Raw genomic sequence first — 16,689 nt, 5'->3', positions numbered from 1 at the left:
GGACCCCGCCGACGACGAGCGCCGGCTCCGCCCGATGTCGGGCGGAGCGATCACGGCGTGGGCCGTGATCGGCATCGTCGGCGGCTGGCTGGCCCACCCTGTGCTGGAGTCCTGGCGCGGGGTCGCTCCGGTCGTCACCTGGGCACAGCCGACGGTGCTGCTGCTGATCGCGGCCGTGCTGGGGGTGACCGCGTGGATCACCCACCGCCAGCTGCAGGTACGCCGCGAGCGGATCGAGGCCCATCAGGCGGTCAATCGCTTGGTGCTGGCCCGTGCCTGCACCTTGGTCGGTGCGCTCTTGGCCGGCGGTTATCTGGGCTACGCAGTGAGCTGGCTGGGCTACGACGCCAACACCGCCGCAGGCGAGCGACTGGTGCGCTCGACGCTCGCGGCGGTGGCCGGGCTGGCGATCGTGATCGCCTCGCGACTCCTCGAACACGCGTGCCGGGTCCGCAAACAGGATGAAAACTAGCCGTACCGTGAAGGCATGCCTTCCCCATCCGCAACTTCAGTCACACGCAGGCGTCAGCGCAGCACACGCCTGACGGTTGCTGTAGCCCTGCTGGCGCTGGCCGCCATCACGATCGCCGCGGCGGTGGCCTCCGGGTCCTGGCTGGTGGTCGTGCTCGCTGCCGTTCTCGGGCTCGCCTGTGGCGCTGCCGCAACCAAGATCACCCACTCCGAGCTTCTCCAGACCCGCCGCGACTGGGCGCGTGACCGCGCCGAGCAGGCCCAGGCCTTCCGTGTCGAGTCCGAGAAGCGGGCCGAGGAGAACGCCGAGTTCCGCGAGCACATGGATGCCAAGCTCGCCGACCGCGCCCAGGCCGTCGAGGAGCTCGAGGCCGCCCTGGCCGCTGCTCATCAGCGTGCCGCCGAGGCGGTCCGTCGCCGTGGCGAGGAAGCTCGCCGGGCAGCCCAGGCCGAGCTGCGAGGAGAGCAGCTCGAGGAGCGCCTCCAGGCCGTCGAGGCGGATGCCGCGGAGGCGGCGATCCGGGTCGCCGAGCTGGAGTCCGAGCTGGACGCCGTGCGCGCGGAGCTGGAGGCCGAGCGCAGCAGCTGGACCGGGGCCCAGTCCGCCTGACCGGCGACCGACCCACAGATGTACGAATGGTGACGAGAATCCAACAGCCTTGAGGTAACTCGCGAAGGTACGCCTGAAAAGTGCCCGTGCGCCCAATCAGACACTCGGGTGGGTAACTGTCGGCGGGCTGCCTCGTTATGATTTCCTGGAACGGGTAACGCGTCTCTCTGTCGCGTTACCCGCGGTCTGTGGGGACGCTGCGGCTAGGTCGTTGGCTAGGTCGTTGGCTAGGTCGTTGAAGGGGAGGAGATGCCGGTGACGTTGATCGCCGAAAGGGCAGTCACGATCACTGATGGCCTCGACTACCTGCGCGACCTGATGACGACGTACGCCAGGAGGACCCCGGTGGCCTCGGTCGCTGTGCTCGGCAACGCTCCGTTGGCACCCAGCGACGACCGGGCCCAGGCGATCGACGACGCCGATCTGGTCATCCGGGTCAACAGCTTCGTGCTGGACGAGCCGGGTGAACCGCGCGTCCAGGGGTCGCGGGCGGACGTCGTGATCTGGAACCGGATCACCCGCCCGACCCGCTTCACCTTCGACCGCTACCGGGAGCGCCTCTACCTGCTCGCCGAGCCGATGCGCTTCCATGGCCGTCCCGAGGCGTGGCCGATGTCCTGGCCGCCCGACCTGGGTTTCGTGCCGCTCCCGAACGCGGAGGTGCTCCCTCGTATCGGCGACGAGCTCGACATCCCGTGGCGTGCCGAGAAGCTCGCGCCGACCACGGGCTTCACCGCTGCGTGGCTGGCGGTCAACCTGTTCCCGGGGGCCGACATCCGGCTGGCGGGGTTCTCGTTCATCGACAACCCCGGGCAGACCGAGTGGACCTACCAGGGAGGGGGCACGTCGCCGGTCGCCCCGGAGCATCGGATCGAGGCGGAAGCGCGTGTGATGAACGACTGGCTCAAGGAGGAACGGGTGTCTCTATGGCGTTGAACCGACTGCGCGGCGAGGTCATCAAGAAGGTCAGGTCCGCCGCCGACGCGGAGGAGGCCCGGGCCACCATCGAGGAGCTGCGGGCGATCACCGACCGGCAGCGCGTACGCATCGGTGATCTCGAGCGCGAGCTCGCCCGGGTCAGTCCGCAGGTCGCTGCTCTCGAGGCGCGTCTGGAGACCTTGCGCGACGCCGTCGAACGGGGCGCCACCGCGACGAGCCCGCCCGCGGCCGGCAGCGTCGACACCGCCGCGATCTGGGCCGAGATCCAGCGCCAGCAGGAGCAGGTACGTGCCCGGATCACCGCGGCCACGCGCTTCGAGGAGCGGTTGCGACGGCTCGAGGACGGCAACCGCGTTGGGTGAGAGCGGGACACGGGCTGCGCTGAGCATCGTCATCCCGTTCCACAACGTCGAGCCCTACTTCCAGACCTGCTTGGAGTCGCTGCGGACCCAGACCTTCGCCGACTTCGAGGTCGTCATGGTCGACGACGCGTCCAGCGACGGGTCCGCCGAGATCGCGGACCGGTTCGCGTCGACCGACCCGCGGTTCCGGGTGGTCCGCTCGGCGAAGGTCGGTGTCGGTGTCGCGCGCAACATCGGCATCGAGAACAGCAGGGGAGACCTGCTCGCCTTCGTCGACGCCGACGACTACGTGCCGGAGTACGCCTACGAGCTGATGACGGACACGCTGGCCCGGACGGGTTCGGACTTCGTGGCCGGGAACGCGCGCCGGTTCGACTCGGTATCGGTCTGGCAGTCGTGGTCCCACCGTCGCCCGTTCGTCACCACCCGCATGTCCACGCACTGCCGCCGGACCCACATCCTGGGGATCGACCGCTACATCTGGAACAAGGTCTACCGGCGCGACTTCTGGGACTCCGCCGGCCTCACCTTCCCGGACATGCTCTACGAGGACTACCCGGTCGCCCTGGCCGCGCACATCCGCGCCCGCCAGGTCGACGTCCTGGCAGACCCGATCTACTACTGGCGACACCGCGACGGTGGCGAGGCGTCGATCACGCAGAGCCACTGGAACCTCGACAACCTCAGTGACCGCGTACGTTCGGCCGAGATGCTCTTCGACATGGTCGACGAGCACGCTCCTTATCTGTCCGACCTGGTGAAGTCGCATCTCACCGCGACGGACGTCCAGGTGCTTGCCCGGTCGATCGAGGACCACCCGGCCGAGGAGGCCGGACGCATCTTCGACCTCGCGGCGCGCTACCTGGCGCGTGTCGACGACGCGATCCTCGACCGGCAGGGTCCGTTCGAGCGGCTGGTGTTCGACCTCTTGAGGCGTCGGCGACGTGACGCGCTGACCGCGTTGACCCGTTATCGCGCCGAGCACGGGACCCAGGCGCCGCTGGCCCGCCGTCGGGACGGCTGGTACGCGAAGCTGCCGTCGTTCGAGGACCGCGCGGTCGGCGTGCCCGACTCGGTGTTCCGCCTGTCCCCGGCCTACATGAAGGCCAAGGCGGTCGCGACCGAGGCCTGGTGGAGCGGCTCCCAGATCGCGGTCCGCGTGAACATCGGCATCAACACGCTCCCGCTGAGGCCACGCACCCGCTTCAAGGTGTGGCTGGAGAGTCCCACCGGCGGCAAGGTCCCGGTGGAGCACGTCACCCGCCCGCGGGCGATCGCGTTCGGTCAGGTGGACCGGTCCACGCTCGAGCTGAGCATCGATCCTGCGCGGCTGGCAGGCGACCGTCAATGGCGCATCATGATCGGCCTCCGCAACCGCGACGTACGCGACGTGATCCAGGTGACGACGTCGGGAGACGGCCGGGAGCGCTGGCAGGGCTGGCGGCGCATCGGCAACCGCTGGTGCCGCCCAGGACGTCTTCCCGGAGGCTTCGGGGTCACCGTCCGCGACCTTCCGGACGCCTGGGTGGACCACACCACGGACCTCGGCGACGAGTTCGAGATCCGGGGCGCGTTCCGAGGCAGTCCGCCCGAGGAGGCGGAGCTGACGCTCACCGATCGCGGTGGCTCGGTGGTGACCCATCCGCTGACGATCGGCGAACGGGGCGACCGGGGTGTCACGCCCTGGCGGGTGACGGTGCCCGTCGACGCCGTTCTCGAGAAGTCCGGGTTGGACGTGCCCATGGAGGAGATCGTGCCGACCCGAGTGAAGCTGGTCCGGAACGGACGCACCTCTCCGCTCCCTGTGCATCCGGACTTCCTCGGTTCTCGGTCGCTGATGAAGGGGCGCGCGGTGAACGCCACCCGCGACCCGAACGGTTGCTTCGTCATCACCGCGACGCCCGATCGACCGGTCGTCCACGACGCCTGGTGGCGGTCCGGCGACCTGGTCCTGCGTGGTCCCGACGGCCCTCGGCTGGCTTCCACCGGAGCGGTGCTCCGGACCTGGCCGACCCCGGAGAAACCTCTCGACGTCGCCCTCGACGTGGCCGACCGGGACGGTGTCTTCGAGGTCACCGTCCCCGTGCGTACGCTCCGAAGCACCGCGACCGAGCACGGTGCCTGCGAGACGACGCGATGGTCGTTGCTGGACGGTCGCGACCACAAGCCGGTCGTGGTGGCCCGTGAGCTCTGCGAACGGGTGCCTCAGCCAGCCGCGACCGAGGCGGCGAAGCTCGAGTTCGGCTGGTCGGACGAGATCCACCTGCGGCTCGCGCCGGCCACGCCCGTCGGGGCGTGACCGGCGGGCCAGACATGCCCTAGCGCTTCACCACGCGGCGGACGGCTCGGAGAGCCCGTCGCAGCAGACGGGCCGCTCGCCGCGTGCCGGGGATGCGTCCGATGCGCGCGCGGGCCCGCGAGCGCACGGTCGAGGCGCGCTGGGCGACCCGGCTGACGGGCGGGGCCTGCCGAGCTTTCAGCTGGTCCTCGAGCTCCTTGATGCGGCTGTTCAGCGCTGCGACGTCGCGGCGGGCGGCGGTGCGGACCTCGTGGGTCATCGTCTGACGCTGACGCATCTGCTGCTTGAACCAGGCGACCTGCCCGCGCAGCGCCTCGTTCTCGTCCCGCAGCTTCGCTCGCTCGCTCGGGTCGGCGTCGGGGGTCTCCGGCCGAGGGGGCACGACGGGGGACATGCCGGCGGAGGTGAGTGCGGCCTCTCGCTGGCGCCGCACCTGGCGCACCTCGGACGGGGTCGCCGTCATGTCGACGGTCGCGGCGAGCAGGACGCTGAGCTCGTCCCGACCGCGGCCGGCGGGCCAGGGGTGCCGCCACCCGGTCGCGCAGAGGTAGGCAGAAAGCTCGTCCAGCAGCCCCAGCAGGATGTCATCGGCGGTCTCGCCGAGCTTCACCGTCGACTCGTGGACAGGGACGATGCGGCCACCGTCCAGGCCGATCTCGTCGACCTGGACGCCGCACCAGTGCTCGGGCGCGCCCTCGACCGCGTCCCGCAGCTGGCGTACGTGGCGGCGAAGACCAGCAGCGTCGCGCCGAGCCGAGTCGCGCATCGCCTCGACCAGCCAGGACCGGTGGGCAGCGATCCAGGAAGCCTCGACGCCGGTCCGATCGATTCCGACGATCGGCGGGACCGGGTCCGCGGTGACGCCCTCGCTCGGAGCGAGGCCCCGCACGACCAGCCAACCGCCGGCGGCCGCGGGGGCTCCCAGCGTGTCCAGCGTCTGGCCAAGGACGGGCTGGACCTCGCGCAACGTGGGGACGTCGGCGGGGCGGCCGTGAGCGACCGCGAGCGCTGCCGAGCAGGCTTCCGGGACCGCGGCCAGGGTAGGCGCACCGATCCCGGGCCACAGCGTGTAGCCGCGACCGCCGAACCGCGTGCTCGCGTCCGCGAGGCTCCGCGGGTGAGCACGATCGTGGACCGGGAAGGACCAGTCGGCGTCCTCGTCGGAGGCCTCCGGAGGGACGGACCGGAGCTGCTCGACCGGAGAACCGGGGTTGGGGACGACCAGCGCCAGGCGAGCATCAGGGGCCGCGAGCGCCGCGACGTGCTCGGCGATCTGGTGCCAGTCGGTGGCGGACGCGTCGATCGTCGTGACCCGGCCGAACCCGTCCAGCGCGAGCACGGCGTCGACCGGCCGATCGGGGGACCACGACCGCAGGTCTCCGCAGACGACGTCGACCGGCCGGGTGGCGTAGCGCTGGGCGACGAGCTCGGCATCGGCATGGGCGCGGAGGACGACGGTCGTCGTCGCGGCTCGGCCGACGACCGCATCGAGCAGGTCGAGGTCGTGCGGGCCGACGACGAGCAGGTGGGAGGCGCCGCTCGCCGTGGCGACCGCGAACCGGGTCAGAACCGGCCCGCGCGGGGGTGCGACGGTGCCACTCATGTCGGACCAGTCGTACATGTCTCCCGAGACGATGCTGTAGGCAGCGCTCATCACGGAGGTGTCGGTGCTGTTCATGCTGCGATATCCCATCCGAAGAGCGCGCGCAGCTCAGCGGGCGACGCGATGGCATCGAGCCCGAGCTCACGCACGGTCGTGGCGCGTACTTCCTCTGCGTCGGTCTCGACCCCGTGGAACTCGGGGAACAGGCGCCTGGCCTGGTCGTTCCCGTCCCTGACGCTGGCGTCCCGGACGTCGGCGAAGGTCATCGGGTCGCCGTAGACCGCCACCTCGGAGCCGACCGACGCCCCGTAGAAGATCGCCGTGGTCAGCCGGTTCGATGCGACCCGGCGGTGGCGGATCTGCTCGGCGTACTGCTTGTGGAGGAAGCGGATGTCCGTGCCCTGACGGAGCGTGCCACGCTTGCCGTGGCAGATGACCCGGAACCCGGCGTCCTCGTAGCGGCCACGGATCTCGGGCATGTCGTACTCGATCCAGTAGAGGCAGACGGTCACCGGGCCGTCCTCGGTGTCGCGGATCTGCGCGATGAGCCGGTCGTGGTCGCCGTTGATCTCACCGTGGTCCCAGGTGTGGAACGGGTAGAAGATCGTCCCCTCGCGCTCGGCCGCCGGCGGAACCGGCTCGACGTCCTTCTTGAGCTCGAGCAGGTAGTTCCACGGCGCCCCGATCACTGCGTAGTCACGCCACCCGATCGCCTGACCGCGTCGCAGGTTCGCGTGGGACCAGACGAACTTGGGGAAGCCGTAGGGCGGCGCGTGGCCCGGACCGAAGCCGTGGAGCAGGTTCCAGCCGTGCTGCAGCACGCCCCAGATCGGGCGCGGCTCCTCGAAGGAGAGGCCGCAGTACTCCGACAGGATGTGGGCGTGTCCGTACCAGTGATTGCTCGTGTCCAAGTGTCAGTCTCCGAGAGCTAGCGAACGTCGTGCAGGTTCAACGATGAGGTTTGAGTGCCGTTACCAGCACCGAGGAACCGAACGGAAGATCGAGCGCGGGCAGGAGCCGCTCGTCGATGCGGGTGGCACCCAGCAGGAGCCGTTCGATCGCGGGGGAGACCTCGGGGAGCGGGGCGACAGCGCCGTCGGGAAGCTGCTGGACAGCGCCTGCGTCGCGCTCCTTGAACCGCGTGACCAGGCGCTGAGCGGCGAACATCGGGAACGTGCCGGTGAAGCCGTACGTCGCACGCAGTGGCACGAGTCCCGCGCCCTGGACCGCTTCGACCGCCCGCCGCCGGGTGTAGCGCCGGTGGTGGTGGTTGTGGTCGTCGTGGCTGGTCCAGGCCCAGTCGTACGCCGGCACGGACATCAGGAAGCGACCGCCGGGGGCGAGGACGCGCTCGATCTCGGCCAGCGCGGTGGCCTCGGGCTCGCAGTGCTCGATGACGTCGAAGGCGGCGACCACGTCGAAGGAGCCGTCGGCGAAGGGCAGCCCGGTCGCGGAGCCGCATACGCCGCCGTCGGGAAGGCCGCGCGGGTCGACGTCCAGCGAGACGTGGTGGTCGGCGGTGCCCCGGAGCCAGGTCACGCTCGGCCCGTCGGCGCTGCCGACGTCGAGGAGGCGATGTGGGGTGCCGACGTACGGCTTCATGACGGTCTCGAGGATGCGGGTGCGCGCCCGGTACCACCAGTAGTCGCTCTGGGCGATCGAGGGAGATCCCCCGGCCTGGGTGCCAGGCATCACGGTCGTGTCGGTCATCGGATGGAGATCTCGCTCACCTGGGTCGGCTGATGCTGGTGGCTGGGGGCGGACGTGCCGGCAGCGTAGGTTCGTGCGATGTCGTCGGCGGTCCGACGTACGCCGACGGAGAACGGCGTCTGTGGCCGGTGCCCGAGCTCGGGCCATACGACGCTGCGGACGCGGAGGTCACGCACCTGGCCGGGGGCGCCAGCGCCCGGGATCCGCAGCCTCGCCCGTCGCCTGAAGATCCGGTTGGTCTCCCCGATGACGGCCGAGAGGGTCACGCCGGTGCCGGCGGCCAAGATCTTGACGACGACGTTCGATCCGGTGCGGCGGGCATGCTCGGGGAGCCCGTCGAGGGCGTCGACGATCATCTCGGCGCAGTCGCCGACGTAGAGATAGTCCCGGATCGTGTCGAAGGAGACCCAGACCGGCAGTGGCGTGCCGCGCAGCTGGGCCAGACACAGCTGCGAGACCAGGCCCTGGGGCTTGGAGAGCCTCTGGCCGGGGCCGTAGAGGTTGGTGATCCGGCCGAGGAGTGCCACCGATCCGGTCTCGGCGCAGAACGCGGTCAGAGCCTCCTCCATCTCCAGCTTCGCCTTGCCGTACGCCACCAGCGGGCGTGGCTCGGAGAGCTCGGTGAACGGCGGATCGGCCGAGCCGGCGTAGACCCCGCCGGCGGAAGAGGCGAAGAAGAACGCGACCCGGGTGTCGGGCCGCAGCGCCGCTCGCAGGTCGGTGAGCACCTCACGGAAGAGCGCCACCTCGGTCTCGAGCTCGGCGGCCGGGGTGGCCACGATCCCGGCGCCCGCGCACCAGGCGACGTTGACGCGGCCGTCCGGCGCCGAGGCGACCAGGGTGGTGAGCTCGGACCTCAGTACGTCGCGGGAGGCGACCGGGTCGTGCCAGGGCACGTTCACGCTGTGTACGGGGGCTCCGGAGCGCTCGAGCGCGCTGTGGACGTGGCGACCCAGCAGACCACCACCACCGACGACGAGCGTCGGAGGCTTGGCGGCGGGGAGGACGCTGGTCACTCGGGGCGACCAGGCCCGGGTGCGTCCCGGAGCGGGCCGTACGCCGGGTCGCTGACGACGACGTAGAGCGGCTTGCCCATGGCCATGTTGACGGCCATGCCGAGGTATTCGGCGATCACTCCGAGGGTGAGCATGATCGCGCCCGAGCAGACCAGGATGGCTGCCATCAGCGAGGTCCAGCCCTGGACCTCGACGCCGCCGGCGAGCCGGGCGACGACCAGAGCGACCGCGAGCACGATGCCGGAGGTGGCGAGCAGGGCACCGCAGACGCTGACCGTACGCAGCAGCCGGGTGCCGCCGGTCAGCACCATCCGCCAGAAGTGGGACAGCAGGGACCGATAGCTGTAGCCGGAGGGCCGCTCACCCTCGTCGCGCAGCTCCACCGGGCACGTCGCCACGTCCGAGATCACCCAGCTCAGCGCGACGTCCAGGTAGACCCCGTTGGCCGCGTAGGCGGACACGCTGCGGCCGTACTCACCCAGGATCAGGCGGAAGCTGTTGAACTGCCGGGCACGCCCGCCGGGCATGACGCGGTCGATGAGGATCTTCGACCCGCGCGAGGCGAGGTTGCGCACCGGACCGTGGGGCGCCGGGTTGGTCGGCTGGGCGTAGACAAGCGCAGCCCGCTCGCCGAGAGCGGTGTCGAGCATCGGAGCGATGTACGCCGGGTCGTGCTGCCCGTCCTCGTCCATCGTCACGATCCAGTCCGCGCCGGACGAGGCCAGACCGGCGAGAGTGGCGGCGTGCTGGCCGAAGTTGCGGCTCAGCCAGATCGGGCGAACGATGTCGTACTTCTCGGCGAGCTGCCGGATGGCGACGTCGGAGCTGTCCGGGCCGTGGTCATGGACCAGCAGGATCTCGGTGACACGTCCCTGGTGCCCGCTCACGGTGACGAACGACTCGGCGAGATCGACGACCTCGCTCACCACCCCGGGAAGCGTCTCGGCACCGCGGTAGACCGGGATGACGACGGAGATGGTGTGGGTGAGGGACATCGCAAGGAAAATAGCGCATCCGGAGGGGGTTCGGTGTACTCGGTGTAGGCGTTTTGTTGGCATGATCGCCCGCGTGACTGCAGACCCGGCAACCAGGGGCGTCGCGCCCGACGCGACGCCTTCCTCGGATCGCACGCTCTCGGGCCGCGTCTTCCCGGGAGGGTCCTGGTCCGGACTGCTTCCGGGCGCGCTGGTCGTGGGCGCGATGCTCGTCCTCGCGATGGTCGTCGCCGGTGTCGCTGTCGGCGACGCTTTGCTCTTCACCGGGTACGTCCTGGCGTTCCTCACCTTCCCCGGCACCGTGGTGTGGCGGGCGGTCGCGAAGCCGGGACCGAGTCTCGGCAACGACCTGGTGCTCGGCACCATCCTCGGGCTGGTCCTCGAGGTCCCCCTCTACATCCTGCTGCGGCTGCTCGACCTCACTCCGCTGATCTACGGCTACCCGGTCGCGGTGCTGGTCGCCGTGCTGGTCGTGGTGCGTCGACGTGGGCAGGTCGGTCCGGTCGTGATCGGGCGCGCGAGCCTGTGGTCGTGGGCCGGTGCGGCGGTGGCGGGCGTACAGCTGCTGCTGGTCACGAAGCAGATGTGGACCTACCGGCCTCTCGACGCGTTGCGGGCGCCGTACGTCGACGAGCCCTTCCACCTCGCCATCGCCGGCGACCTGCTGCACCACTTTCCCGCCCAGATGCCGTGGGTCGAGGGCACTCCGCTCTTCTACCACTGGCTGGTCTACGTCCACCTGGCGTCGGCGGCGACAGTCACCCACATCGAGCTCATCGTGCTCATGCGCAGCCTGTCGATCGCGCTGCTGGTGCTGCTCACCGTCGCAGGAGCGTACGCAGCAGCCACCCGCCTCACCGGGCGGCCATGGACCGGGTTTGTCGCTGCCCTCGTCCTCGCCACGGGTGCCACTCCGGACTTCTTCGGCTGGACGAGCCTGGTCGCTCCCGCGCAGCTGGCCTTCGACTCCGTCACCCGGGCGTTCTACAGCCCGACGCACGCGTTCGTGATGCCGCTCCAGATGGTCCTGATGGTGCTGGTGGTCGAGATGATCCGAAGCTCGCGGTGGCGGTGGGAGACGTGGTTGCTGACGGTGGCCGTGATGGTCGCCGTGGCCGGCGCGAAGTCCTCGGCCCTGCCGACGGTGATCGCCGCCCTGCTGCTCGCGCTGGTCGTCGCTGCCATGCTGCGCCGTGGGCAGACGGTCCGCACCCTCGCCGCCCTGTTCGGGTCGGCCGTGGCCGTCTTCCTGGTCGCGCAGCAGCTGTTCTACGGTGGCGGGACGCGGGCGACGTCGATCGATCTGAACGGAAGCACCGTCCAACGGCTGGGCATCTTGATGCTGCCGGAGGGGGAGACGCTGCCCGGGTCCGCGCCGGTGTCGATCTGGATCAGCTTCACCGTCGGATTCGTCCTCGTCGCCGTGCCGGTCCTTGTGGGCCTGGTGCGTGGCGGCTGGCGGCGGCCGGACTTCGTTTTCCTGGCCGGGCCGTTCGCCGCTGGTGCCGGTGCGTTGATGGTCCTGAGCCACCCGGCGCTGAGCCAGGCCTACTTCCTCCTGGGTGCCGCCGGGTTCTTCGCCGTGGCCACCGCCGTCGCGCTCTCGGACCTCCTCCCTGTCGACCTGTCTCGGCGTGACGGGGCGCGGATCGTCGGCTGCGCCGTTCTCGGCTGGCTCACGATCGTGGCCGTTCGGCTGATCGTGGGCGGCGAGATGCCGGCCAGCGGCTCGGTCTTCACGCCGACGCTGCTGACACAGCTCGCCATCGGGCTGGTGGCGCTGGCCGTCGCGGTCGTTCTCGTGCTGGTGTACGCCAAGCGCACCACGATCGCGGCGATCCCGGCTGTCGTGGCGCTGATGCTGGGAGTCGTGCTCGCCGGCGCACCGCAGACCGTCGCGCTCGCCGTGGCTGGCCCCTCGCTCTCCCGGGCTCCCGACACGGACATCATCGGTCCCGGTGGGATCGCCGCCGCCCGGTTCGTCCGCGAGCACTCGCAGCCGGACGAGCTGATCGCGACCAACGCCCACTGCATCGGGTTGCCCGTCCCCGACTGCGACCGGCGGAACTTCTGGATCGCGGCGTACGCCGAACGCCGGGTGCTCGTGGAGGGCTGGGCCTACATCGACCCGCTCGTGGTCGGGCAGCCGTCCACCGATCTCAACAACTCGGCGTACCTGCCCTTCTGGGAACCTGAGCTGCTCGAGGCCAACGACGCCGCCATCACGCACCCGTCACCCGCGACGATCGCGACGCTGCGCGACGAGTACGGCGTCGACTGGCTCGTCGTCGACCGGCGCTACCGGGCCGACCTCCCTGGCATCCGACGTGAGCTCGGCCAGCCGCGGTTCAAGGACGGGCTGTACTCCGTGTTCGACCTGCGGTAGCGCCTGCGGGGCCGCCCGAGAGATAGGCGCTCCGCGGTGAACGAACGTTCGTTCACCGCGAGGGGACGAACGAACGTTCGTTCAGCGCCGGACCGCCCCTCCCAGATCCTGGGCCGCGGTGCGACGGCTCAGCGACGCAGGAGGCCGCGGAGGCGTCGCCGCGGGGGCGGGGCTGCTTCGCGGCGTCGGGCGCGGCCGGCCTCGACCTCCTGCTGGATCTCCTCCGGCATGGTGTGCAGGCCCTGCATCACCAGCTTCACGACCTGCATCACCTCGTTGCCCGGGATGGTGGCGTAGTCGCCGATGTTGTAGTCGGGGAAGGTGCTCTGCTCGATCATCTGGGTGAAGTCGAAGCCGCCGAGCTTGCCGATGAGGAGGTTGTCCTCGCGGTAGTCGTCGAGGAGCTCCTGGCGGAACTCGGGGGTCATGTAGACCGCGCTGGTGTTGTTCCAGCCGAGCTGGGTGGTCAGGGTGACGTAGTCGCCACGGATCATCTGGATCCACCGTAGCCGGGTGGCCTTCCAGGAGTCGGCTCCGCGGAGCCGCCCGCGCATCGGTGCCGCGGCCACGATCGGGGCCAGGTGGCGCGCGGTCTCGACGGTCCTCCAGCCGGAGCCGACGTTGGTCGCAGCGGCCCCGGTGCCCTGGAGGGGAAGCTCGCAGGTGCTGAGGAAGTCGGCGACGGCGTTCCCGTCACGGAGCTCCTTGCGGATGAAGGGGCGAAGCCGCAGGTCGACGTCGGGGATCGCCGTGGTGATGGTGTCCGCGAACTGGCCGTAGTGCAGGAAGCTCATGTCGAGCGGCGACCACTCGCGGAAGTCCTCGAAGGGCAGGTCGACCAGCTCGGCGTGCTCAGGGCGCATCACCATCAGCCGCTCGACGTAGAAGGCGTTGTAGAAGGTGGCCTGGTCGCGTACGTAATGGACCCAGCGGACCTTCGCGCCGGCCTGGCGGGCGTATTCGCCGATCGCCCTGATGTGCTCGGGCTGGAGCATCGAGAACGCCTCGCACGAGATCACCGTGGTCTCGGCGGTGCCCGAGGCGATCGACTCGACGAGCTGCTCCCACGTGCCGAGGGCGGGGGAGAAGAGCACCTCGCCGAGGAGCTCGGAGTAGAGGTTCTGGTGCTGGATGCTGTGCTCGCCCCGGCCGATCGTCGGATAGGCCACCTCGGGCGGGAGCTTCCCCTCGCGGCTGGCGCGCGCCAGAAAGGTCTGGATCGCCGTGCTCCCGGTCTTGAAGGTGCCGGAATGGACGATCAGAGTCTTCTGCATGGAACGCTCCCCATGTCGCTGCTGGAACGGAAGGGTGCGACATCCCCTGTGTGCACGGATCTTACTTGCCGAGGCTCACTGGCCGAGCTTCTTCTGCTCGATCTGGGCGTTGATCTCGACCAGCTCGGGATGGCTCTCCAGCAGGGCGACGAGGCCGGCGGTGTCGAGACGGTGCGCGTCGTGGTCCTCGATGAGGATCCGCAGGAGCCGCAGGTCCTCGGGGGTGTCGAGCGTGATCCGGTACGCCGAGGCGTCCCGCTCCCACGGCAGGTTGAGCTTGGGCCGGGCGTCGTCGGTGTAGAGCCACGGGGTGACGTGCTCGCGGTGGGGCTGCTCGGTCGCGAGCCGGTCGGCCTCCAGCAGCGCGGCCGCGGAGAAGACCTCGAAGTCGAGCCCTCGCGGGTAGGTGCGCTCCAGGGCGTTGCTGGCATACAGCGCGGGATCGCCGGCAGCGATCCAGGCGTCCACGCCGCGGCGTACGACATCGCCGTCGATCAGCGGACAGTCGCTGGTCACCCGGACGACGACGTCGGGTTCGAACTCCCGCACCGCCAGAGCGAAACGGGACAGCACGTCGTGCTCGCTGCCGCGAACGACCGCGGCGCCGAGCTTGTCGGCCAGGACGGTGACCGGATCGTCGTCGGTGTTGGTGGTCGTCGCGACGACCACCGGGAGTCCGGCCGCGGTGAGCCGCGTCAGGTGATGCTCGAGCATCGTGACGCCCGCCGCCTCCAGGAGCACCTTGCCCGGGAGGCGGGTGCTGGTCATCCGGGCCTGGGTGATCACCGCGATGTTCGGACGAGTCTTCACAGCACCCCGATCAGCGTCTCGACGACCTCGTCGACCTGGTCGTCGGTCAGGTCGGGGAACAGCGGCAGGGAGAGCTCCTCGGCGTAGAACGCCTCCGCGTTCGGGCACATCCCACGCCGATAGCCCAGGTCCGCGTAGACCGGGTGCCAGTAGACGGGCAGGTAGTTGACCTGTACGCCGATGCCGGCCGCCCGCATCTTCTCGAAGACCTCGCGCCGACGGCCCTCGAGGATGCGCACCGGGTAGAGGTGCCATGCCGGGTCGACCCCCTCGCGCCGGACCGGGAGCCGCAACCCGTCGATGTCGGCGAGCGCCGCGTCGTAGCGGGCGGTGATCTCGGCACGGCGCTGCTTGAACGCGGCGAGCCGCTTGAGCTGGGAGAGACCGAAGGCGCACTGCAGGTCGGTGAGCCGGTAGTTGAGCCCGAACTCGTGGACCTCCTGGTGCCACGGCCCCTCGTCCTCGATGCGGAACCGGGCGGGATCGCGCATCAGCCCGACGTAGTGGAACTCGTGGGCCCGCTGGGCCAGCGCGGGGTCCTTGGCGACGACCGCGCCGCCCTCGGCCGTGGTGAGGTTCTTGGTCGGGAAGAAGGAGAGCGTGGTCAGGTCGGCCAGGTCGCCGACGGGGCGCCCGCCAGAGAGACCGCCGATCGAGTGCGCCGCGTCCGCCAGCGTCAGCGCGCCGACCCGGTCGGCGATCGGCTGCAGCGCGGCGTAGTCGGCCGGATGACCGGCGTAGTCGACGGCGGCGACGACCTTGGTGCGGTCGGTCACGAGCGCGTCGACGGCGGCCGGGTCGATGAGGGCGGTGTCCTCCTCGACGTCGGCGAAGACGACCGTCGCGCCGAGCAGCGAGGCTCCCGAGGCGGTCGCGACGAACGTCATCGGCGTGGTGACGACCTCGTCACCGGCACCGACCCCGGCGGCTGCGTAGGCGATGTGGAGGGCAGCGGTGCCGGAGGTGCACGAGACCGCGCGGTGGCCGCCGACGAGGTCGGAGAGCGCCTGCTCGAACGCGGCGACCGTCGGTCCGGTGGTGAGCCAGTCGCCGCGCAGGACCGCGGTGACGGCCTCGATGTCTTCCTCGGAGACCGACTGGCGGCCGTAGGGCAGCATGCTCAGATCCCCGACTCCAGCACCGTGCGGAGGTCGTCGGCGTCGTACCAGATGTCGTTCTTGTCCGAGGCGCAGTGGAAACCCTCGGGGACCGGCACGGCGTCCATGATCGGCTTGTAGCCCCACTGCGGGTTCTCGGGCTCGATCACGTAGTACTTCCCGTCGCGGATGCTGACCGCGCGGCGGCCCTCCTCCGGGCTGATCATCTCCTCGTGGAGCTTCTCGCCGGGGCGCAGCCCGATGTCGACGAGCGTCGCGTCGGGTGCGACCGCCTTCGCCAGGTCGATGACCTTGTGGGAGGGGATGTGCGGGACCAGCAGCTCGCCGCCCTGCATGAGCTCGAAGGTGTCGAGCACCATCTGCACCGCCTGCGGCAGCGTGATCAGGAACCGGGTGCACCGCAGGTCGGTGATCCCGAGCGGCTCGCCGCGCTCGGCCATCGCCTTCCACTTCGGGATGATCGAGCCGCGCGAGCCGGTCACGTTGCCGTAGCGCACCACGGAGAACCGGGTCTCGTAGGAGGAGGCGTAGTTGTTGCCGAGGATGAAGATCTTGTCGGCCGTCAGCTTGGTCGCGCCGTAGAGGTTGATCGGCGAGGAGGCCTTGTCCGTCGAGAGGGCGACGACCTTCTTGACGCCGGCGTCGATGGAGGCCTCGACGACGTTCTGCGAACCCAGGACGTTGGTCTTGATGAACTCGAAGGGGTTGTACTCCCCGGTGTCGACCTGCTTGAGCGCAGCGGCGTGGACGACGTAGTCGACGCCGTGGAGCGCCCGGTGGAGCCGGTCGCGATCACGGATGTCACCGATGAACCAGCGAAGCCGAGGGTCGTTGCCGAACAGCTGACGGCACTCGTACTGCTTCAGCTCGTCGCGTGAGAAGACGATCACGCGCCTCGGGTTGAGGTTGTCCAGTACGTGGCGGATGAACGCCTTGCCGAACGAGCCGGTCCCACCCGTGATGAGGATGCTGGCGCCATCGAGAGGATGGTCGGTCGGGGCGGCGGACTCGGGGGCGTCCGAATGGGGCACGGTCACAGGGCTCTCTCTAGTCTGGGCCTTACTGGTGCGCCAACGATCTGGCGCGCAAAAGGTGA

Annotated in this window: 15 protein-coding genes; 6 read left to right on the top strand and 9 right to left on the bottom strand. The window is 70.1% G+C overall.

The annotated features are described in order from the left end of the window. Positions 1-34 precede the first annotated feature (34 nt). The 5 genes from WBG06_RS04965 (at position 35) to WBG06_RS04945 (ending at position 4,681) form a co-directional block, all read left to right on the top strand. Positions 35-472: a DUF3180 domain-containing protein gene (locus WBG06_RS04965; protein WP_336735413.1), complete on the top strand. Its 438-nt coding sequence runs from the start codon at positions 35-37 to the stop codon at positions 470-472. Between the two features lie 15 nt (positions 473-487). Continuing rightward, a complete protein-coding gene (locus WBG06_RS04960) occupies positions 488-1,081 on the top strand; it encodes a hypothetical protein (RefSeq protein WP_336735412.1) in 594 nt (197 codons plus the stop codon). A gap of 255 nt (positions 1,082-1,336) precedes the next feature. Next, a complete protein-coding gene (locus WBG06_RS04955) occupies positions 1,337-2,017 on the top strand; it encodes a hypothetical protein (RefSeq protein WP_336735411.1) in 681 nt (226 codons plus the stop codon). Continuing rightward, the gene (locus WBG06_RS04950) at positions 2,008-2,382 is read left to right on the top strand and encodes a hypothetical protein (RefSeq protein WP_336735410.1); all 375 of its coding nucleotides are present in this window, start codon (positions 2,008-2,010) and stop codon (positions 2,380-2,382) included. The genes WBG06_RS04955 and WBG06_RS04950 overlap by 10 nt, the downstream gene beginning before the upstream one ends. Next, on the top strand, positions 2,375-4,681 hold the full coding sequence (locus WBG06_RS04945; protein WP_336735409.1) for a glycosyltransferase family 2 protein: 2,307 nt from the start codon (positions 2,375-2,377) through the stop codon (positions 4,679-4,681). The genes WBG06_RS04950 and WBG06_RS04945 overlap by 8 nt, the downstream gene beginning before the upstream one ends. Before the next feature lie 19 nt (positions 4,682-4,700). On the opposite strand, the gene WBG06_RS04940 is transcribed toward WBG06_RS04945, so the two are convergent. From WBG06_RS04940 to WBG06_RS04920, 5 genes are read right to left on the bottom strand one after another with little or no spacing between them, the layout of a single operon-like run. Continuing rightward, positions 4,701-6,359, bottom strand: coding sequence for a hypothetical protein (locus WBG06_RS04940; RefSeq protein WP_336735408.1), 1,659 nt, complete (start codon positions 6,357-6,359; stop codon positions 4,701-4,703). Continuing rightward, positions 6,356-7,195 (bottom strand): hypothetical protein, encoded by an 840-nt coding sequence (locus WBG06_RS04935; RefSeq protein WP_336735407.1) that lies wholly within the window; start codon positions 7,193-7,195, stop codon positions 6,356-6,358. The genes WBG06_RS04940 and WBG06_RS04935 overlap by 4 nt, the downstream gene beginning before the upstream one ends. Before the next feature lie 37 nt (positions 7,196-7,232). After that, positions 7,233-7,994, bottom strand: a complete 762-nt coding sequence (locus WBG06_RS04930) for a class I SAM-dependent methyltransferase (RefSeq protein ID WP_336735406.1) — start codon at positions 7,992-7,994, stop codon at positions 7,233-7,235. Then, on the bottom strand, positions 7,991-9,010 hold the full coding sequence (locus tag WBG06_RS04925; RefSeq protein ID WP_336735405.1) for an NAD-dependent epimerase/dehydratase family protein: 1,020 nt from the start codon (positions 9,008-9,010) through the stop codon (positions 7,991-7,993). Before WBG06_RS04925 ends, WBG06_RS04930 begins: the two co-directional genes overlap by 4 nt. After that, positions 9,007-10,005 carry a glycosyltransferase gene (locus WBG06_RS04920; RefSeq protein ID WP_336735403.1) on the bottom strand — a complete coding sequence of 333 codons (999 nt, stop codon included), beginning with the start codon at positions 10,003-10,005 and terminating at the stop codon, positions 9,007-9,009. Before WBG06_RS04920 ends, WBG06_RS04925 begins: the two co-directional genes overlap by 4 nt. 73 nt (positions 10,006-10,078) lie before the next feature. Between WBG06_RS04920 and WBG06_RS04915 the strand changes: the two genes are divergently transcribed. Beyond that, on the top strand, positions 10,079-12,391 hold the full coding sequence (locus tag WBG06_RS04915) for a hypothetical protein (protein ID WP_336735402.1): 2,313 nt from the start codon (positions 10,079-10,081) through the stop codon (positions 12,389-12,391). A gap of 128 nt (positions 12,392-12,519) precedes the next feature. Here the strand turns inward: WBG06_RS04915 and WBG06_RS04910 are convergent, their stop codons facing one another. The 4 genes from WBG06_RS04910 to pseB all read right to left on the bottom strand — a co-directional run bounded on the left by WBG06_RS04910 (position 12,520) and on the right by pseB (position 16,630). After that, positions 12,520-13,665, bottom strand: a complete 1,146-nt coding sequence (locus WBG06_RS04910) for a hypothetical protein (protein ID WP_336735401.1) — start codon at positions 13,663-13,665, stop codon at positions 12,520-12,522. 75 nt (positions 13,666-13,740) lie between these two features. Continuing rightward, positions 13,741-14,475 (bottom strand): glycosyltransferase family protein, encoded by a 735-nt coding sequence (locus WBG06_RS04905; RefSeq protein ID WP_336735400.1) that lies wholly within the window; start codon positions 14,473-14,475, stop codon positions 13,741-13,743. After that, a complete protein-coding gene (pseC, locus tag WBG06_RS04900) occupies positions 14,472-15,593 on the bottom strand; it encodes a UDP-4-amino-4,6-dideoxy-N-acetyl-beta-L-altrosamine transaminase (protein WP_336735399.1) in 1,122 nt (373 codons plus the stop codon). The genes WBG06_RS04905 and pseC overlap by 4 nt, the downstream gene beginning before the upstream one ends. A 2-nt stretch (positions 15,594-15,595) precedes the next feature. Continuing rightward, positions 15,596-16,630, bottom strand: a complete 1,035-nt coding sequence (gene pseB / locus WBG06_RS04895; RefSeq protein WP_336735398.1) for a UDP-N-acetylglucosamine 4,6-dehydratase (inverting) — start codon at positions 16,628-16,630, stop codon at positions 15,596-15,598. Between the last annotated feature and the right edge of the window lie 59 nt (positions 16,631-16,689).

The sequence above is a fragment of the Nocardioides sp. CCNWLW239 genome (assembly GCF_037137035.1).
Taxonomy (GTDB): Bacteria; Actinomycetota; Actinomycetes; order Propionibacteriales; family Nocardioidaceae; genus Nocardioides.
The sequence above is the reverse complement of the archived record's forward strand: the minus strand, read 5'-3'. Positions and strand labels throughout refer to the sequence as shown.

Coding starts and splice junctions, on each gene's coding strand:
- WBG06_RS04910 (WP_336735401.1), bottom strand. CDS start 13,665: ATGCAGAAGACTCTGATCGTCCATTCCGGCACCTTCAAGACCGGGAGC.
- WBG06_RS04930 (WP_336735406.1), bottom strand. CDS start 7,994: ATGACCGACACGACCGTGATGCCTGGCACCCAGGCCGGGGGATCTCCC.
- WBG06_RS04965 (WP_336735413.1), top strand. CDS start 35: ATGTCGGGCGGAGCGATCACGGCGTGGGCCGTGATCGGCATCGTCGGC.
- WBG06_RS04960 (WP_336735412.1), top strand. CDS start 488: ATGCCTTCCCCATCCGCAACTTCAGTCACACGCAGGCGTCAGCGCAGC.
- WBG06_RS04940 (WP_336735408.1), bottom strand. CDS start 6,359: ATGAACAGCACCGACACCTCCGTGATGAGCGCTGCCTACAGCATCGTC.
- WBG06_RS04920 (WP_336735403.1), bottom strand. CDS start 10,005: ATGTCCCTCACCCACACCATCTCCGTCGTCATCCCGGTCTACCGCGGT.
- pseC (WP_336735399.1), bottom strand. CDS start 15,593: ATGCTGCCCTACGGCCGCCAGTCGGTCTCCGAGGAAGACATCGAGGCC.
- WBG06_RS04950 (WP_336735410.1), top strand. CDS start 2,008: ATGGCGTTGAACCGACTGCGCGGCGAGGTCATCAAGAAGGTCAGGTCC.